Consider the following 18,295-nt stretch of genomic DNA (forward strand, 5'->3'; position numbering starts at 1 on the left):
TTTTATTAAAAAATACAACATGAGAGTTTTAACATTTCTATGTCTACTACTAATTACCTTTGGGTGTAAAGAGGCAACAACCACTACAGAAAAAAAAGACAACACAGATATTTCTGATATTTCTACCAAAGACTTTAGAGAATTTAAAGTTTTGGACTCTAAATACTTATCTAATGCTCAGATTTGGCGCGATTTAAACGTTCAAATCGAAGACTTTACAGAAGAACGATACAACGCTTTAAAACCACTTGTTTTAGAACAAGATATTCCCACATTACAACAATATATTTCAGAAGGAAAACTGTCTTATGAAAATTTAACCAAGTTTTATTTATACAGAATTAGAGCATTTGACAGAGAAAATGATTTGTCTCTAAATTCAGTCATTGCCATCAACCCAAATATAATTTCTGAAGCTAAAGCAAAAGATGAAGCTTTACGTAATATGGATATTGCAATAGAAGATTTAAAGTATTCTGTTTATGGAATGCCAATCTTACTAAAAGATAATATCAACGCCTTAGGAATGCCAACAACTGCAGGAGCAGTTGCTCTTCAAAACAACAATACAAACGATGCTTTTATTGTCACAAAGCTCAAAGAACAAGGTGCATTAATTTTAGGTAAAGCTAACTTAAGTGAATGGGCTTACTTCTTTTGTGGTGATTGCCCAAGTGGTTATAGTGCAATTGGTGGTCAGACCTTAAATCCTTATGGTCGTAAAACCATTGATACTGGTGGCTCTAGCTCTGGAAGCGGAGTAGCAGTTGCAGCCAATTTTTGTGTCGCAGCAGTAGGTAGTGAAACTTCAGGATCTATATTATCTCCTGCGAGTCAAAACTCGGTTGTAGGATTAAAACCAGAAGTAGGTTTAGTAAGTCGTAGTGGTATTATTCCAATATCTTCTACTTTAGATACTGCAGGTCCTATTGCTAAAAACGTAACCGATACAGCTATCTTATTGGGTGCTATGTATGGTTATGATCCAGAGGATTCAAAATCTTTTGAATCTGTCAATACAAAATGGACACCAAGAGATTTTTCTAGATTTGAAGGTAAATCTTTAAAAAATAAAACATTCGGAGCATTTAAACCCTTGTTAAAAGACTCGTTGTATTTGGAAGCTATTTCGGTTTTAAAAGCGCAAGGTGCAGAAATAGTAGAGTTTGAACCAGAAGACTATCAACTTCCTGATTTTTTAAGACTGCTAAATTTAGATATGAAAAAGGATTTGCCTGACTATTTTTCTAAATATGCAGACCCAACTTTAAATTTAAAATCGGTAGACGACGTCATTACTTTTAATACAAAAGATTCTGCAAACGTTATGCCTTATGGGCAGAAATTATTTAGAGGAGTTGTAGCTGATACTGCAACTGAAGAAGAATTCAAAAACATTAAAAAAATATTAAAAAATAACGGAAGTATGTATTTTGACATCGTTATGAAACGACATAATCTTGATGCTTTTCTATCTATAAATAATTATCATGCAGGTTTTGCTGCTGTAGCAGAAAACCCAGCAATTACAGTACCAATGGGTTACACAGAAAATGGAGTACCTAAAGGGTTAACCTTTATTGGTAAAGAGGAAAAAATGTTATTAGACTTTGCGTATTTATACGAGCAAGTGTCTAAAAAAAGACAAGCACCAAAAGATTATAACTAATTAATAACTGCATTAATTTTTCCCCATAGGTCATCATCAAAAGTGGATAATGCAAAATTAACATCATCTGCTGCGTCTCCCATTCTAATAATTACTAAATCTTTGCTTGGGACTATGTAAATTTTCTGGTCGTTTTTACCCAATGCGCAATATATATCATCAGGTGCGTTTGGGATTAGTTCTCCAGAAAACTCAATTTGTGTTTGTGGTAAGTGATAGCTTGATTTACCATTTAACCACCACATATATCCATACGCTTCATTAATAGTTTGAGAGGTATTTGTTGCTTCGGTAACAAAATCTTGAGATATAATTGTGGTGTTGTCCCATTGTCCACTTTCAGAAATCAATAAACCAAATCGTGCCATACTCCTAGAATTACTCCAATACACGCTTAAATCTCCAGAGCCAAACCAAGCTCCAGTCATACCTATTCTATCTCTTAACTGTTCATTAAAATAATTATCCCATGTGTCATTACTAACACTTGCTACAACATCTTGCAATTTTACATACACATTGTGATATGCCCAACGTGTACCAGCATCTGCAATATACTGTAAGTCTTCTGGTGCTACCGAATCGCCTAGCGTATCATCCAACCCAGAATCCATAGATAGTAAGTTTTTGCAAGTAATTAAGTGTTCTTGCTCTAAAGTCGCGCTAGTCCAACCAGTACCTAAATAATCAGAGACTTTAGTATTAATATTAACCAATCCTTGGTCTTGCGCAATTCCTGTGACTGCTGTAGTTAGTGTTTTTCCTGCACTTGCCCAATACCATGGAGCTGTGTCTGAGTGTCCATTAAAATATTGCTCAAAAGCTATTTTTCCTTTGTGCAACATAATAAATGACTTGGAGTTTGTTTGTTCTAAAAATAGTGCCAATTCATCTATAGCTGTTGTATTCCAATTTAAATCTGTAGGCGAAACCGTTTCCCAAGTATCAGAATTTATAGGCGGAAAATAAGTCGCTTCAGGCGTTGGGTTATTAGTATCTGAGTCGTCATTGTCAGACGAACAATTAAATAGTATCACAATTAAAAGACAAAGTACAAAGTGAATCGGTTTCATAATACTGGTTTTTCTTTTGGACTAATATAAAACGGAATGGTTTAATATCTGTTATATTAAAATTAGATAGTATCTTTGCAGTCCAAAATTGAGGTATGAGAACAAAGTCACTTAAACAAAACAAAATCAACGTTATAACTTTAGGTTGTAGTAAAAATGTTTACGATAGCGAAGTCCTAATGGGACAATTAAAAGCTAACGGAAAAGAAGTGGTGCATGAAGAAGAAGGTAATGTCGTGGTTATTAACACTTGCGGTTTTATCAATAATGCCAAAGAAGAAAGTGTGAACACGATTTTAGAGTACATGCAAAAAAAGGAAGATGGAGAAGTGGATAAAGTGTTTGTAACGGGTTGTTTATCCGAAAGATACAAGCCAGATTTACAAAAAGAAATCCCTAATGTCGACCAATATTTTGGAACCACAGAATTACCAGGTTTATTAAAAGCTTTAGGTGCAGATTACAAACATGAACTTATTGGTGAGCGTTTGACAACCACACCAAAAAATTATGCGTATTTAAAAATTGCTGAAGGTTGTGACAGACCGTGTAGTTTTTGTGCAATTCCTATTATGCGTGGAAAACACAAGTCTACACCAATAGAAAATTTAGTAACTGAAGCTGAAAAACTAGCTGCAAATGGTGTAAAAGAACTCATACTAATTGCACAAGACCTAACCTATTACGGATTAGATTTATATAAAAAACGAAACCTTGCCGAATTACTTGAAAACTTAGTCAAGGTAGAAGGTATCGAGTGGATTAGGTTACATTATGCTTTCCCAACAGGATTCCCTATGGATGTGTTGGATATCATGAAGCGAGAACCTAAAATTTGTAATTATTTAGATATACCGTTACAACATATTAGTGACGATTTATTAAAAAGTATGCGTCGTGGTACCACTAAAGAAAAAACCACTAAACTAATCCATCAGTTTAGAGCGATAGTTCCAGAAATGACTATTAGAACCACCTTAATTGTTGGTTATCCAGGCGAAACTGAAGCACATTTTGAAGAGTTAAAACAATGGGTTAAAGACATGCGTTTTGAGCGTTTAGGGTGTTTTACGTATTCTCACGAAGAAAACACTCACGCTTATAACTTAGAAGACGATGTGCCACAAGACGTGAAACAAGAACGTGCCAACCAAATTATGGAAATCCAATCTCAGATTTCTTGGGAGTTAAATCAAGAGAAAATAGGTCAAATTTTTAATGTTGTTATTGACCGTAAAGAGGGTAACTATTTTGTAGGTAGAACCGAGTTTGATAGTCCAGATGTCGATAACGAAGTATTGATTGATGCAACAGAAACGTATTTAAAAACAGGAGAGTATTACAACATTAAAATCACAGAAGCTGAAGATTTTGATTTGTATGGTGAGGTGGTGAAGTAGGGTTTTGTGTGAAGGTCTAGTATATGATTTCGTTGCGTGTTTAAGTAAGTATTAATTAAGCAAATAACACATAAATATTAAGCCCAAGTGGACTTTCGTAAGTAGGCTCTAAGTAGCAATGAATTATTCAAATCTTAACCTAGCATTTATTGAAAATCCGATGAGCTAATTATAATTTCATATTCATAAGGTTCAGTTGTGTCATTTATCGGAATTTCAATATAATGATTTAAAAATGGACTTGAATTTCCAATTCGAAAATTAATTTCATTAACCACGTTTTTGTCAATCCAAATTCGTCTTATTGAATTTTGAGTTGAAGGTGGTATTGGGTCGATTAGTCTTTCAGGAAATTGTTTGTATACATTTATTTCTTGAGTTATTTCATCGGTAGCTATAACTTTTAAATCTACAGGATATAGTCTCAAACCCTCAAAATTCAGTTCTTCTTGGTTTCCAATACTTTCGTCTTGAATAAATTCGACCAAATTCGGTATGTGCACTTGTTCATTAAAGTCAAGTTGAATTTGATATTTATTTCCATTTCCAGTCGTGTTAAATGGTAAATTGTAATCTCCATTTATGTCAGTTGTAGTCGAATCTATAAAACCTTTAAATATGTAATTCGTTCCAGCAAATGTTGCTTGCGTGCTATATTCCGCTAATTTTATTTTCTCATTTACTATTGGAATATCATTAGTTGAATCATAAACTTTCCCAAACACTAAAGTTTCAATGTCAGCTGGAATTGGATCTTCTTCACAACTTACAATTAGAAGCGAAAAACAAGTTAAAATATAAATCAAATTTTTCTTCATAGATTAGGTTTATATTATGCACAACGTATATATATTGCGAGTTTTCAATATAACTATATCGAGTATGTAACGAAGATAGCCGAAAAAAACAACAAAGTCAAGTACCTAAAATTAATACAACCTATCAATTTTCAGGTTTACAACCACAAAAACAATTTGAGTATTAAGCCTAAAAAAGTATATTTACAAAAACTTAACAAATCATAAAATGAAAAAATCAATTTTAAAAACATTTCTAGTCTCTTGTTTCCTTGTGTTAACTGCTTGTGGTGGTGGTGGACCAGAAAGTGCAACCATTAACTTTTTAGAGAGCATGTATTCTGGCGACTTTGAAACTGCTAAACAATATGCGACGACTGACACTAAATCTATGTTAACTATGCTAGAATCTTTTGGTGCTAAAGACCAATTTGCAGACAAAATGAAAGAGTCAGAAATGGAATTTGAAGTGGTAGAGACCAAAATTGATGGTGATACTGCGGTTTGTACTGTAAAAATGTCAAGTAGCGAAGATGAAAAAGATCAAGACATGCCTATTAACTTAGTTAAAAAAGATGGCGAATGGCTAGTTGATATGAACAAAGAGTCTATGAACAAAGAAGGTATGAATGATCTTGATAAAGAAACAGGTAATCCTGATTTAGACTTTGACGAAGATGAGGATGAAGACCAGTACGAGGAAGGCGAAGCAGCAGAGTAGATGATAAAAACAGCTATTAAAATAATACTGCTTATTGGTGTCATTTTTTTAGGATATAAATTTTTAAAAGACGATTCAAACAGACCATATGAATCGTCTTTTTTGTATAAACTATCGTCTAAAGAAAAAGCTAAACTCCAAAATGGAGATATTATTTTACGTCGTGGTTATGGTTTAGTAAGCACCATGATCTTAAAAATGATGGATGAGGATTATGATGTGACACATCTAGGTGTTATTGTAAATCAAAACGACACGTTAAAAGTCGCACATGCCTTATCTAGTAGTGTGTCTAATCAAGATGGATTACGTTTACAAGCTATAGACTCGTTTGTACATAACTCTCACGACCAAACTATTTTAGTCACAAGACTAAAAAATATAGATAGTATTAATCAACAAAAAATAGTGCGTCAAATAGCGTATTACAAACAAAAAAACTTACCCTTTGATCATAGCTTTAATTACAAAGATAGCACAGAGCATTACTGCTCTGAGCTTATTTGGCGTATTTATGAGCATAATCTCAATATATTAAAGGTTTCAGATACGCTTAGTGATGAGTATAAGTATAACTCGCTTAAAACCTTTTACGACACCAATTATTTTGATGTTATTATAAATCATCAAGATAAATCCTTAACACCACTTTAGGATAGTATTATACCTTCTTGAGGTTTTTACTAATCTTTTTAATAGCACTTTCTATGGACTTTTCTGGTTCTATAATATTGTATTCGCCCCAAAAATTTGGATCGGAAAATCCAGACGCTTGATCTTGTAAAATACTGGTTGGTCTTAAGCGTTTAGTATCTTCATTGGACAATAAATTTTCGTCTATGTTCCAATCGGTTATAGCCATTTCACTTTGTAAGGTGTATCTACTATTAAATAATCGGTTTTTCCAATTAACTTTAAATGTTAGTAAAATATTACTATACCCAAAATACCATTTGCCATTTTTAGTCTTATAATTAACACGATAGGAGGCTTCTGTTGGGTAAACTTTAGCACGTCTTGGTTTTTTTCTTACAAATAGTTTAGAGGCTTCTTCACGATTTTCGACATTTAAACTATACACAGCACTAGTTAATGCATAGGTAGTTGCATCAATGTACAATTTACCAGAGTACATTGGGCTTAACACATTTTGATTTTGCTGAAAATTAACCACATAAACAAGTCTATTATCTATCTGTGTGGAGCGATCAAAACTAAAATTATAATCGTCCATATTGTCATCAGTAAAAATGAATTTAGGATACTTAATCACATCAGTATACAAGCTACTAAAAGGACCGCCTTGTAATTTTAAAGCTATAGTATCTAATCTTGAGTAATCGGTATTTTTTCTGGCTTTTATTAGTGTAATACCATCGTTTCGGTTAGAGGTATAAGATTGCTTGTTAATAGTGACTACTGCTTCAGACAACGACGCGTTTTTATTTCTTTTTTTAATGGTTTCTCTGTAAAAACCTGTCATAAATATATTTTCAGAAAAATAGTTTTCACCTTTTAAAGACAAGGTTTTATTAACTAAAGTTCTGGCATCTTTAGGTACTACTAAATCAATCTCAGCAAGTACAGTTGCAGCTTGCTCAAGATAAATTTTGGTATTAGTAGTTTTAAATTCAGATAAAGCAACATCTAACTTTTTATAACCTAAGTAGGAAATAGAAACAGAGTTATTTAATAAATCTTCTGGAACTTTAAGTATAAACTCTCCTTCGTTATTAGTAACTGTACTAATATTTGAGTTATTAACTGTAAGGTCTGCTAATGATAAAGGTTTAGACGTATCCTTGTCTAAAATTTTTCCTTTAAATTCCTGAGTATTTTGTGCAAAACTAAATACACTAGAAATTAGAATTAAAAGAGTTAAAAATGTGTTTTTCTGTGTAAAAAATAAATGTTTCATAGCAATATTTTATTGAGGGATTAACACATAAATTTAAGCAAAATTTGGCAGATTAGTGTAAGGATTTATGTTAATTTTAAGACAAACAATAGGCTAAACTACCTTATATTTACATCAGATTTAATTGTAACTATGCCAACAGACTGTATACCTTTTAAAGATACTGGATACTTTTCTAAAATAATACTAGACTATCTGAGCCAAAAGACAGAATTGCAGTCGTTTTATGGTAAGTTTCCTGTATTAGAAAATTTTAGGGCTCAGATACAAGATAAGCAAAAGATTTTCTCTTTAAAACACAGATCTGTTTTGGTTGAAGTGTTACAGCAACAATACAAGACCTTAGAAGCTTCTCAAACAACATTATCTAATATAGAGTTGTTAAGTAAAGACACAACGTTTACTGTGACAACTGGACATCAACTTAATTTGTTTACTGGTCCACTTTACTTTTTGCATAAAATAGTATCTACCATTAACCTGACCAAACAATTACAAGACACTTATCCAAATTATAAGTTTGTACCTGTGTATTGGATGGCTTCAGAAGATCATGATTTTGAAGAAATTAATTATTTTAATTTCAGAGGTAAAAAAATACAGTGGAACAAACAAGTTAGCGGGATTGTAGGTGATATTGAAACACAAGGCTTAAAAGACGTTTTTGAAATAGTTTCAAAAGAACTTGGTGTTGGTAAACATGCAAACCAATTAAAGGAGTTGTTTGAAAACGCCTACTTAAAACATCATACTCTAGCAGAAGCGACACAATATTTAGCCAATGAGTTGTTTAAAGACTATGGTTTAGTAGTCTTAGATCCTAACCATAAAGCGTTAAAGGAATTGTTTATTCCGTATTTAGAAAAAGAAGTCTTAGATCAAGTGTCTTTTAAGGCTGTTCAAGATACCAATCAACAAATTAGTCATTTGTCTACCGATTATAAAATACAGGTTAATCCAAGAAAAATTAACTTATTTTATATCTCTAAAAACCTTCGTGAACGTATTGTTTTTGAAGATGAAACGTATAAAGTACTTAATACCAAAATTAGTTGGAACAAAGCTGAAATACTACAAGAAATCAATCAGTTTCCAGAACGATTTAGTCCTAATGTAATTTTACGTCCACTTTACCAAGAGGTTATTTTACCAAATCTATGTTATATTGGTGGAGGAGGCGAGCTAGCGTATTGGTTTCAATTAAAATCTAATTTTGAAGCTAATCAAGTTCCTTTTCCAATTTTACTGTTACGTAATTCTGTGTTGATTCAAACAGAACAACAAGCTAAAAAACTTAAAAAACTAAACATCACAAACAAAGACATCTTTTTAAAACGTGATGCGTTTATTAATAAAAAGGTGCGTCAAATTTCTAATATAGATATTGATTTTTCAGAGCAAATCAATCACTTAACAAAACAATTTAAAGATTTGTATGCTTTAGCAGAGCAGACCGATAAATCGTTTATTGGTGCAGTAGCAGCACAAGAAAAAAAACAAATAAACGGATTACAACATTTAGAAAAACGCTTATTAACTGCTCAAAAGCGTAAGCTTAAAGATCAGGTAGAACGTATGACAGAGTTGCAAAACCAATTATTTCCCTATGGAAGTTTACAAGAAAGAAATACTAATTTCTCTGAAATATATTTAGAGTTTGGTGAGCAGTTAATTCCTAAATTAATTCAAGAATTAGAGCCTTTAAAAGGAGAGTTTACCATTATTACTATTTAAAAAAACCTCCTGATAATAATCAAGAGGTCCTAGCTTTTATTTGATTGTTTATTGCTTAATAAATTTAAGGGACTGATGGTTGTCTATAGTTAAAAAATAAAGTCCATTTTGTAGTTTCTTAACAGTAATTTTAGAGTCTTTATTCAATTGACCAGAAGAAACTTTTTTACCAGTGATATCATAGATGCTATAGTTTTTATTGTCTAACACATTAGAAACACAAATAAAATCTGAAGTTGGGTTAGGATATAGTTTAATGTTTGACAGTGAATTATAGGTGTTTACAGACAGAGATTCATCTGTTATAGAAACTTTAAAACCAAAGTCATGATTGGGTTTTATTACTCCATCCCAAAAAGCATTTCCCTCAGGGAAAGGGCTAGGTGCAGTACCTTGCGGAATTAAATTTCCAATATCAAAAACAAAAGTATATTGATTATTTTCTATTAAGGGTACATTACCAGAAATATCTATTCTAGCTTTTCGTTCTTGACTTGCTACGGTAATATCTGGAAAGTTTTGAGTATATATTGGTGTTCCTGAAGTCGTATTGCCATCATAAATATATAAGGTACTAGCAGATAAAACACCAGCAGCTGGATGAACATTAAATTGTACATAATTAAGTGATCCAGTACAATTAGCGGTAAAACTTTGTCCACATATTTGAGGGTTGGAGTAGTACGTATTGTAATTGTCACCAATTGTACATGACTCTATAGGAGTAATGGATTTAACCATTAAATTATCCATTGCCCAATAGTCCATACCATTAATAATTTCTAATTCCAAACTTATTAATTCCATGCCATCCCATATAAAATAATCATACGAAAAGGTTTCAAAATTTGTGTTTGAAGTAGAGGTTATAGTAAATTCTTCAGAGATAGTATAATTGTATATCGTTTTGCCTGTAAATCGGATTGTTCCTGTTGAATAATTATCTCCATCATTTGTTCCAGTCCATCCACATTGGGTATCTGCTACAGAAGCAAGTTGAAAAGTGTAGCCATCTGGTGCAACTATACTGCCTATTACTCCAGATGATGCACCATCTAAGTATCCTGAATCTAAATACCTATTGAGTCCTGAGGCACCATCACAAGAAAAACCATTGAATTCGCTAATGATTAAATCTCCTGTAGTAGTAAAGTTTAAATTATTAATTGAAAATGAAGTGCCTCCAAGAAGTTCGTTTTCAAAATCTTCAGTCATAATTTGTGCGTTTAAAGTAGCACTAATCATAAAGAAAAATAAAGTGTAAGTAATTATTTTCATCGTATTTAGATTTATAAGTTGATAAAAACGAAAGAGTAACTTTTAATTGTTACTCTTTCGTAAAATTTGGTTAGTTACAGTTAGCAGGAACGTCTTGGACGTTGCTTTCAGAATCTATAATTTTATCTAAAGTTAAAACCCCTTTAAGAGTAATAACTATTGAGGTAGGTTCAACAGTTGTGACTACACCATTAAAATTATTAACGTAAAATAATGTTCTAATTTCTTCGCCAGATAATACTCTTCCAGAACTAGAATCTACACCCTCAACTCGAAAACGTTGTGCAAAATTGATCCTTGTTTCTGGATAAAATTGAATAACATCATAAACTAACGAAGCGCTTCCCGAAGGGACTATAACTGTTCGTGTTGACGTAATTACTTGCGTTTCTCCACTTTGCGTACTTTCCCATTCACTAGTTGTTTCTGTAGAAGACCAAGAATGGCCATAACTTGTATTTACACCTGCATTTACAGTGGTTCCTGTCCCTAATATTTGAGCAGAAAACTCCACGTCTAAACTTACACCTACATCAAATGAATTAGAAGTGGTTGTAGAGAGTGTTTCTTCAAATCCAATAGTGCTTTGTTGGGTTTCACTTTGCGCTACACCTACGGTTTGACTTAATGTTCCACTTCCGCAATTATTAAGAACACTATTAAATGTTAAGGACGTTACAGCAGGTGGAAGTATAGGTTCTAAAAATGAAGTGCCAATACTAGTTACGTTCCATTGCACACTAGTTGAAACTAAACGCCAGCTTCGTGGTTCTGCATAGACGGTCTGGGGATTAAAAACAACAGCATTATTAACTACCCAATTGCTGAAGGATAATCCAAAACCAGGAATTTGTTTTAATGGAAAATTATCTCCCCATTCTATACTTACAATAGAATAACTACCATCGTTTAATTGATCGAATCGATATTTAAAATTATCATAATCTGAGGCAGATTGAATCTGAGAAAAATTTGTACGTGTACTCAAATTTGGTGCAACAAAAGTTCCAAAATAATTTTGTGTATTTACGGTTATTTCTGTGGCTTGTATAAATCGTCCTGTTTCTTTATGAAGTATAGCAAAGGTATTATACTCATTAGGAATAGGAATAAAAGCAAAACCTCTATCTGTCTCATTTGCATTAAAATCTGTAGGATTAGCAGTAATAACATGACTATAACTTGGGTTATCTAAAAATCTCCAGGCACCATTATCTGGGCTTCCATCAACATTCATACGTTGTATGTAATACGTTGTGCTATCGGATAATGTTAGTGTTTGGTTTTCAATAGTTTCTTGTATGTTATTAGTATTTGCAGAACGTGTAGGAGGATTGGATTGAAAAGAAGAAGTAAAGGTACTTTCTGTAAAAATAATATTACCATTGACATCTTTATATTCGGGAGTCACTGGTACACCATTTGTTAATTCGTTTTTAGCAGCTTCACTTAACCCTTCTAAAGGTATTTTAAGTTGTCCTAAATAAGAATACTCATCCAAAGGTATAGTTTCAGAAAAATTACCATTATTGGCGTTAACATTGATAGTAACTTGAGTAGGTTTGTATCCTTTTCTAGCTAATGGTCGACCATCTAGTACAATTCCAATTTCTCCCTCAAATGATTCAAAATCATCTTCTGTTACGGTTCCAGGTGTGATGATAAGTTCTCCTTCACCTTGATTACCAGGGTCTGTTGTAGGGTCATCCTTAGAACAGGAAACAACAATTAATGACATAAGTGTCAATACTGTGAAAGTTTTAAATAGCGTTTTCATAATACTTTGTTTTTTGTGGTTAATTATTCTTTACGTTTGTGTGAAACTTGCTCAAATAGTCTGCAGCTTTTTTGAACAAGATCACCACAAAAACGGTTTTGTCAACTTAATGACAAGGCAAACATAGTGGTGTATTTTAGATTGCCAAAAAAACGCTTGGGTACAAAAAGGGTACATAAAAAAACACCTGTATTTACAGGTGTTTTAAAAGATTTGTCAATACAGATTTATGTCTAAATAGCTATCACAATGGCTTCTAAAGATTGATTAGAATCTATTCCCATTTTCTTGCGAAGACGCTGTCTAGCTTTTTTAATACCATCGCTAGAAATATTTAAAATATTAGCAATTTCTTTAGAGGATAAATTCATTTTTAATAAAGCCATTAAACGTAAATCGTTAGTCGTTATGTTTGGAAATTGTTGTTGTGCTTTACTATTAAAATCTTTGTGTACTTCTTCAAAATAACGTGAGAAGTTTTCCCAATTATTATCGTCTTGTAAATCAAAATTTATGGTTTGAATCAACATTTGGTAACCAGGATCGGCATCTGCATCTTGCTTTAATACTTTAGCTTTTTGTTTTAAATCGTTTAAGACTTCATTCTTTTTGGCTAAGTGTAAAGCATGAGTGGTTAATTCTTTGGTTTTAAATTCTAGCTCAGCTTGAGCAGCTTCTTTTGCTAATTTGTTTCGTTTGTTTCTTAGATAAAAAGCATACACAGCAATTAAGGCAAGTAATAAACCTAAAGCTAAAAGAAGGCGTTGTAAATTATTAGTTTTTCCTTTTAAATTTAATAAGTCTATTTCGTTTTTTTGAATTTGGATTTGTTGTTCTTTTTTTTCAGTTTCATAAATGGTTCTCAGCTCCTCTATTTGCTGAGTTTTTTCTTTACTATTTATAGAATCATTTATAACTTGATATTTTTTTAAATCCTCTAAAGCAGATTGTGTATTATTTAATTGTTCATAGAGTATTGATCTTTGAAAGTAATTATCTTTTAAATTGGAGGTAGCACCAATGTTTTCATTAATTGTTATAGATTTATTAATGTATTGTAATGAAGAATTCCAATTATTATTTGAAACAGCAACTTGAGATAATAGGCTAAGTGTTTTTGCCACATCATTATTAAAATTTATAGATTGATATTTTTCTAGTGCAGTTTGAAAATAATCTTCAGCATCTTTAAATTGTTTTTCATATAATGCGACTTTACCTAAACCTCGCATACTATCCGCTTGATCCTTTGTACTCTCTGTTTTTTTAGCAATAGCTAAAGCTTCTTTAAACGATGTTTCTGCTTTTTTGTAGTCCTTTAATTGAATATAAGCAAGACCTATTTGATTGGCTGTAGAGGATTGATAGAATAGATCGTTATTTTTTTTATAAATATCTAATGCTTCATTAAAATAGGTCAAACTTGAATTATAATTACCAAGAGCGTATTCAATATTGCCTAATTGTTTTAATGCATCAGCTTGTCTAATCTCATCGTTTATTTTTTTAAAAAAATCTAAAGCTTTTAAACATTCTTTTAAAGCAATTAGATTATTGCCTTTTGATAAATGGATTAGGCTTAAAAGCTCGTATTCTGCTCCTATTAAATTAAATGGTATTTTATTATGAAGCGTTTTTAAATTTTCTTCCTTATTATATAAGTCAATGTTTCGCATAACAATGTCAATAGCTAAATCGTAATTGCCTGCATCTTTTTCAATAGAAGCTAAAGAATGGTTTGCAAATATCTGACTAATAACTATCGCATTGTCTTTAGCTATTTTAAGTCCCTTATTATAGTAGTATTTTGCCGAGTCGACTTCACTTTTATTATAATAAAAATTACCAATTTGTAAATTACTGGAAGAAATACCTTTATTATAATTAAGTGTTTTAGATAATACTAGAGCCTCATTAGCATAGTCTAAAGCAAGTTCTGGGTCACTAAACATGAGTAATTCATGCAAGGTTCCATATGCACCAACTTTAAGAGTATCATTAGGCCTAATTTTTAATGATAATGTAAGACTATCTATGATTTTTTGATTTTGAGAATAAGATTGATAATTTAAAATTAATAATAAAACCAGAAAAAAATTAAAGCATTTCATAAGTTGTTAGTTTTTAGTAAAATAAAGATACAAATTCTAAAAACTCATATTAAAATTAAAGTAAGACAAAAGGGGTACATCTTAAAAAACACATATATTTTGTAGGTTGGCACTATGTTGAAAAATTTTTGAAAAAAACGTAAAACGTAAAAGTAAATCTAAAATCTATATACTATTTTTGCGCATGCAACACGACAAAGTACTTATCTTAGATTTCGGATCGCAATACACTCAACTTATTGCGCGTAGAGTTAGAGAGCTTAACATCTATTCTGAAATCCACCCCTTTAACAAACCACCACAAGATTTAGACCAATACAAAGCGGTTATATTATCTGGTAGCCCAATGTCGGTTAGGTCAAAAGATGCTTTTCATCCAGATTTATCAGAAATTAGAGGTAAAAAGCCCATGCTTGCAGTATGTTATGGTGCACAGTATTTAGCCCATTTTTCAGGTGGTGAAGTTGCAGAATCAAATACTCGTGAATACGGTCGTGCAAAATTGAGTTTTGTAGAAAACAACGACACTTTTTTAGAAGGCATCCATGAAGGAAGTCAGGTTTGGATGAGTCATAGTGACACCATTAAAATATTACCAAAAAATGGAGTCCTATTGGCAAGCACACACGATGTACAAAATGCAGCCTATAAAATAGAAGGCGAAACCACTTATGCCATCCAGTTTCATCCAGAAGTGTATCACAGTACAGATGGTAAACAATTGCTAGAAAATTTCTTAGTCAAAATTGCAAATGTTAATCCAGATTGGACACCAAATGCATTTGTACAAGAAACGGTAGACGATTTAAAAACTAAATTAGGCAACGATAAAGTAGTCCTTGGATTGTCAGGAGGTGTAGACAGTTCTGTAGCAGCCATGCTATTACATAAAGCCATCGGAAAAAACTTATATTGCATATTCGTAAATAACGGATTATTACGTAAAAACGAATTTACAGACGTCCTTGAGCAATACAAAGGTATGGGCTTAAACGTTAAAGGTGTAGACGCTTCGGCACGCTTTTTGGATGCACTAGCAGGAAAGAGCGATCCGGAAGACAAACGTAAAGCAATAGGTCGCGTATTTATTGAGGTGTTTGATGATGAAGCGCATAGAATAGAAGATGTAAAATGGTTAGCACAAGGCACGATTTATCCAGATGTTATAGAAAGCGTAAGCGCTACTGGAGGACCAAGTGCAACTATAAAAAGTCATCATAATGTAGGTGGTTTACCAGACTTTATGAAACTTAAAATAGTAGAGCCATTAAAAGCGCTATTTAAAGATGAAGTCAGACGTGTTGGTGCTTCTATGGACATGGATAAAACCCTTTTAGGTCGTCATCCGTTTCCAGGTCCTGGTTTAGCCATCAGGATATTAGGAGATATCACAGCCGAAAAAGTACGGATCCTACAAGAAGTAGATGCTGTATTTATAAACGGATTACGTGATGCAGGATTGTACGACAAGGTCTGGCAAGCAGGAGCTATTTTACTACCAGTAAATAGCGTAGGTGTTATGGGAGATGAGCGTACTTACGAAAAATGCGTCGCATTAAGAGCAGTAGAAAGTACCGATGGTATGACAGCAGATTGGGTAAATTTACCTTACGAGTTTTTACAAAAAACAAGTAACGATATAATAAACAAAGTAAAAGGCGTTAATAGAGTAGTATACGACATTAGTAGTAAACCACCAGCAACCATAGAGTGGGAATAATATAATTTGGGCGTTACCACAAGGGTCGCGTCTTACGTTATATCTTTTTTTGCCATATATGGCAGCAAAAAAAGGATGCCACTACAACCGCTAACGCATTTTGAAACGTATAAACAACATATGAGAAAATTAATATACATTTTATCACTAGTCGTCGTATTCGGCTGTGCTTCCGCGAAAGCGCAAAACTACAAAACCCATAAAGTAAAAGCAGGTGAAACCATAGAGCAAATTGCTACTAGATATAACGTTTCAAAATCTCAGATTTATGCACTAAATCCAGATGCCAGAAAAGAAATTAAACCAAATTCGGTGTTAATTATTCCAAAGGAAAATACAGTTGCAACTACCTCACCTAGTACCAAAATTACCCGAATACTAGATGGTTTTAAAACGCATAAAGTAAGACGTAAAGAAACTCTTTACAGTTTATCAAAAAAATATGATGTTAAGCAAGAGGATATCAAAAAGCACAACCCACAATTATACGCTAATAATTTACGTAAAGGCGATAAAATAAAAATCCCTATTTACAAAACGATAACAGAACAGGTTGTGGTAAAACCAACTACTAAAACCTACACAGTCAAGCCAAAAGAAGGTAAATGGCGTATTGCGTATCAATACGGAATTACAGTTCAAGAGTTAGAAGATTTGAACCCAAATATGGCTGAGGTCTTACAACCAGGTGACGTTGTTAATGTGCCTAATTTAGATAAGGAAGACGTAAAGCAAATAGATGAGCAATACAGTTATTACACTGTTTTACCAGCAGAAGGATTTTACAGATTAAAACTTAAAACTGGATTAACCCAAGAACAATTAGAGCAATTAAATCCTGGATTAGAAACAACTGGTTTAAAAGAAGGTATGGTATTAAAAATCCCGTTTAATGCTACATTAACTGGTCAAAACTCTGAGATTGAAGGAGGTTTGGTCTCAGGTGACACAATCACTACTTCAGATTTATCAACCAGAATTTCAGATAGAAGTACTAAGCATATTGCTATTATGTTGCCTTTCAAGCTAAATAAAATTGATTCAGATTCTATATACGATGCAAAACAATTAATTAGAACTGACCCTTACATAAGTACGTCTTTAGATTTTTACTCAGGTGTTAAAATTGCATTAGATAGCTTAGCGTCTTTAGGAATTAATTTAAAAGTAGATGTATACGATACAGAAAACAGAGAGAGTAGAGTTGCATCTTTAGTGCGTTCTAATACTTTTGATGATGTCGATGTTGTTATTGGGCCTGTTATGCCAAAATTATTCAATACAGCAGCAGCAGCTTTAAAAAGTAAAAATATTCCGTTAGTATCACCAATTACTAAAACAGTAAATTTAGGCGATAATGTATTTCAATCTAGACCAGCAGAAAAACTGCTTAAAGATAAAATTGTAAACTATTTTAAAACAGATAGCACCTCGCACTTTATTATTGTCTCAGACATGAAAAATAAAGCAACTTCAGATTTACTCAAAAGAACATTTCCTAAAGCCTCTGTGGTGATGTCAAGAAAAGTAGCTAAAACAGGTGCTGATGCCTATTACATTTTAGATCAAGATATAGTTAATGTTCTGAAACCAGGTAAAAACGTCGTGTTTTTAGAGACTGCCAACGCTGGATTTGTGTCCAATGTGTCTAGTATATTAAATTCTAAAATTGATGCTACAACATCAGTAATTTTAGCAACAACAGATAAAACTAAAGCTTTTGAGGATGATGAGGTTAGAAACACCCATTTATCTAATTTAAGTTTTACCTATGCATCCATCAACAAATCGTTTAGCGAGGACGAAAGTAACAGCTTTAATAAACGTTATATGGCTTTATACAAAGAGTCGCCTAACCCATACGCTGTAAGAGGATTTGATTTAACAATGGATGTGGTATTACGTTTAGTGACCTCAGAAGACTTATACCTTTCTGTTAACGAGTCGCCACTAACCAGTTATGTAGAAAATAAATTTGCATACAAAAAGAAATTGTTTGGTGGTTATTATAACGATACGGTATATTTAGTCAAGTACCAAGATTTAAAAATTGTTGAGATAAAACAATAAAAATCAGTATATTAACGTTGTTTTAGA

General features: G+C 32.5%; 13 protein-coding genes. 7 read left to right on the top strand and 6 right to left on the bottom strand.

Annotated features, from left to right (window positions below; all coding sequences use genetic code 11):
- Positions 1-19 precede the first annotated feature (19 nt).
- A complete protein-coding gene (locus Ollyesu_RS09610; RefSeq protein ID WP_279301007.1) occupies positions 20-1,669 on the top strand; it encodes an amidase family protein in 1,650 nt (549 codons plus the stop codon).
- Here Ollyesu_RS09610 and Ollyesu_RS09615 read toward each other — a convergent pair.
- The gene (locus Ollyesu_RS09615; RefSeq protein WP_279301008.1) at positions 1,666-2,742 is read right to left on the bottom strand and encodes a serine hydrolase; all 1,077 of its coding nucleotides are present in this window, start codon (positions 2,740-2,742) and stop codon (positions 1,666-1,668) included. The two genes, Ollyesu_RS09610 and Ollyesu_RS09615, sit on opposite strands and share 4 nt — an antisense overlap.
- A 95-nt stretch (positions 2,743-2,837) precedes the next feature.
- Here Ollyesu_RS09615 and rimO point away from each other — a divergent pair, with 95 nt between their 5' ends.
- A complete protein-coding gene (rimO, locus tag Ollyesu_RS09620) occupies positions 2,838-4,142 on the top strand; it encodes a 30S ribosomal protein S12 methylthiotransferase RimO (RefSeq protein ID WP_279301009.1) in 1,305 nt (434 codons plus the stop codon).
- Between the two features lie 146 nt (positions 4,143-4,288).
- On the opposite strand, the gene Ollyesu_RS09625 is transcribed toward rimO, so the two are convergent.
- Positions 4,289-4,960 (bottom strand): hypothetical protein, encoded by a 672-nt coding sequence (locus tag Ollyesu_RS09625; protein WP_279301010.1) that lies wholly within the window; start codon positions 4,958-4,960, stop codon positions 4,289-4,291.
- Between the two features lie 208 nt (positions 4,961-5,168).
- Here Ollyesu_RS09625 and Ollyesu_RS09630 point away from each other — a divergent pair, with 208 nt between their 5' ends.
- Positions 5,169-5,660: a DUF4878 domain-containing protein gene (locus Ollyesu_RS09630; protein WP_279301011.1), complete on the top strand. Its 492-nt coding sequence runs from the start codon at positions 5,169-5,171 to the stop codon at positions 5,658-5,660.
- Positions 5,661-6,314, top strand: coding sequence for a YiiX/YebB-like N1pC/P60 family cysteine hydrolase (locus Ollyesu_RS09635; RefSeq protein ID WP_279301012.1), 654 nt, complete (start codon positions 5,661-5,663; stop codon positions 6,312-6,314). It begins immediately after the preceding gene.
- Between the two features lie 7 nt (positions 6,315-6,321).
- Here Ollyesu_RS09635 and Ollyesu_RS09640 read toward each other — a convergent pair whose 3' ends face one another.
- On the bottom strand, positions 6,322-7,578 hold the full coding sequence (locus Ollyesu_RS09640; protein ID WP_279301013.1) for a carboxypeptidase-like regulatory domain-containing protein: 1,257 nt from the start codon (positions 7,576-7,578) through the stop codon (positions 6,322-6,324).
- Positions 7,579-7,710: 132 nt separating this feature from the next.
- Here Ollyesu_RS09640 and bshC point away from each other — a divergent pair, with 132 nt between their 5' ends.
- The gene (gene bshC, locus Ollyesu_RS09645; RefSeq protein WP_279301014.1) at positions 7,711-9,312 is read left to right on the top strand and encodes a bacillithiol biosynthesis cysteine-adding enzyme BshC; all 1,602 of its coding nucleotides are present in this window, start codon (positions 7,711-7,713) and stop codon (positions 9,310-9,312) included.
- Positions 9,313-9,360: 48 nt separating this feature from the next.
- On the opposite strand, the gene Ollyesu_RS09650 is transcribed toward bshC, so the two are convergent.
- From Ollyesu_RS09650 to Ollyesu_RS09660, 3 genes are all read right to left on the bottom strand, one after another.
- Positions 9,361-10,590 (bottom strand): T9SS type A sorting domain-containing protein, encoded by a 1,230-nt coding sequence (locus Ollyesu_RS09650; protein WP_279301015.1) that lies wholly within the window; start codon positions 10,588-10,590, stop codon positions 9,361-9,363.
- Positions 10,591-10,660: 70 nt separating this feature from the next.
- Entirely contained in the window at positions 10,661-12,367 is a 1,707-nt protein-coding gene (locus Ollyesu_RS09655; RefSeq protein ID WP_279301016.1) for a hypothetical protein, read from the bottom strand.
- A gap of 233 nt (positions 12,368-12,600) precedes the next feature.
- On the bottom strand, positions 12,601-14,478 hold the full coding sequence (locus Ollyesu_RS09660) for a tetratricopeptide repeat protein (RefSeq protein ID WP_279301017.1): 1,878 nt from the start codon (positions 14,476-14,478) through the stop codon (positions 12,601-12,603).
- A gap of 184 nt (positions 14,479-14,662) precedes the next feature.
- Here Ollyesu_RS09660 and guaA point away from each other — a divergent pair, with 184 nt between their 5' ends.
- Positions 14,663-16,198 (top strand): glutamine-hydrolyzing GMP synthase, encoded by a 1,536-nt coding sequence (guaA, locus tag Ollyesu_RS09665; protein WP_279301018.1) that lies wholly within the window; start codon positions 14,663-14,665, stop codon positions 16,196-16,198.
- A 120-nt stretch (positions 16,199-16,318) separates the two neighbouring features.
- Complete coding sequence (locus Ollyesu_RS09670) at positions 16,319-18,268, top strand: LysM peptidoglycan-binding domain-containing protein (protein ID WP_279301019.1); 1,950 nt, start codon at positions 16,319-16,321, stop codon at positions 18,266-18,268.
- Positions 18,269-18,295 lie beyond the last annotated feature (27 nt).

It is taken from the genome of Olleya sp. YS (genome assembly GCF_029760915.1).
In the GTDB taxonomy this organism is placed as follows: Bacteria; Bacteroidota; Bacteroidia; order Flavobacteriales; family Flavobacteriaceae; genus Olleya.

Bases quoted from the DNA above. Each gene is read 5' to 3' on its own strand.
- Ollyesu_RS09625 (WP_279301010.1), bottom strand. From the start codon at position 4,960: ATGAAGAAAAATTTGATTTATATTTTAACTTGTTTTTCGCTTCTAATT.
- Ollyesu_RS09640 (WP_279301013.1), bottom strand. From the start codon at position 7,578: ATGAAACATTTATTTTTTACACAGAAAAACACATTTTTAACTCTTTTA.
- bshC (WP_279301014.1), top strand. From the start codon at position 7,711: ATGCCAACAGACTGTATACCTTTTAAAGATACTGGATACTTTTCTAAA.
- Ollyesu_RS09610 (WP_279301007.1), top strand. From the start codon at position 20: ATGAGAGTTTTAACATTTCTATGTCTACTACTAATTACCTTTGGGTGT.
- Ollyesu_RS09650 (WP_279301015.1), bottom strand. From the start codon at position 10,590: ATGAAAATAATTACTTACACTTTATTTTTCTTTATGATTAGTGCTACT.
- Ollyesu_RS09635 (WP_279301012.1), top strand. From the start codon at position 5,661: ATGATAAAAACAGCTATTAAAATAATACTGCTTATTGGTGTCATTTTT.
- Ollyesu_RS09615 (WP_279301008.1), bottom strand. From the start codon at position 2,742: ATGAAACCGATTCACTTTGTACTTTGTCTTTTAATTGTGATACTATTT.
- Ollyesu_RS09630 (WP_279301011.1), top strand. From the start codon at position 5,169: ATGAAAAAATCAATTTTAAAAACATTTCTAGTCTCTTGTTTCCTTGTG.
- guaA (WP_279301018.1), top strand. From the start codon at position 14,663: ATGCAACACGACAAAGTACTTATCTTAGATTTCGGATCGCAATACACT.
- Ollyesu_RS09655 (WP_279301016.1), bottom strand. From the start codon at position 12,367: ATGAAAACGCTATTTAAAACTTTCACAGTATTGACACTTATGTCATTA.
- Ollyesu_RS09660 (WP_279301017.1), bottom strand. From the start codon at position 14,478: ATGAAATGCTTTAATTTTTTTCTGGTTTTATTATTAATTTTAAATTAT.
- rimO (WP_279301009.1), top strand. From the start codon at position 2,838: ATGAGAACAAAGTCACTTAAACAAAACAAAATCAACGTTATAACTTTA.
- Ollyesu_RS09670 (WP_279301019.1), top strand. From the start codon at position 16,319: ATGAGAAAATTAATATACATTTTATCACTAGTCGTCGTATTCGGCTGT.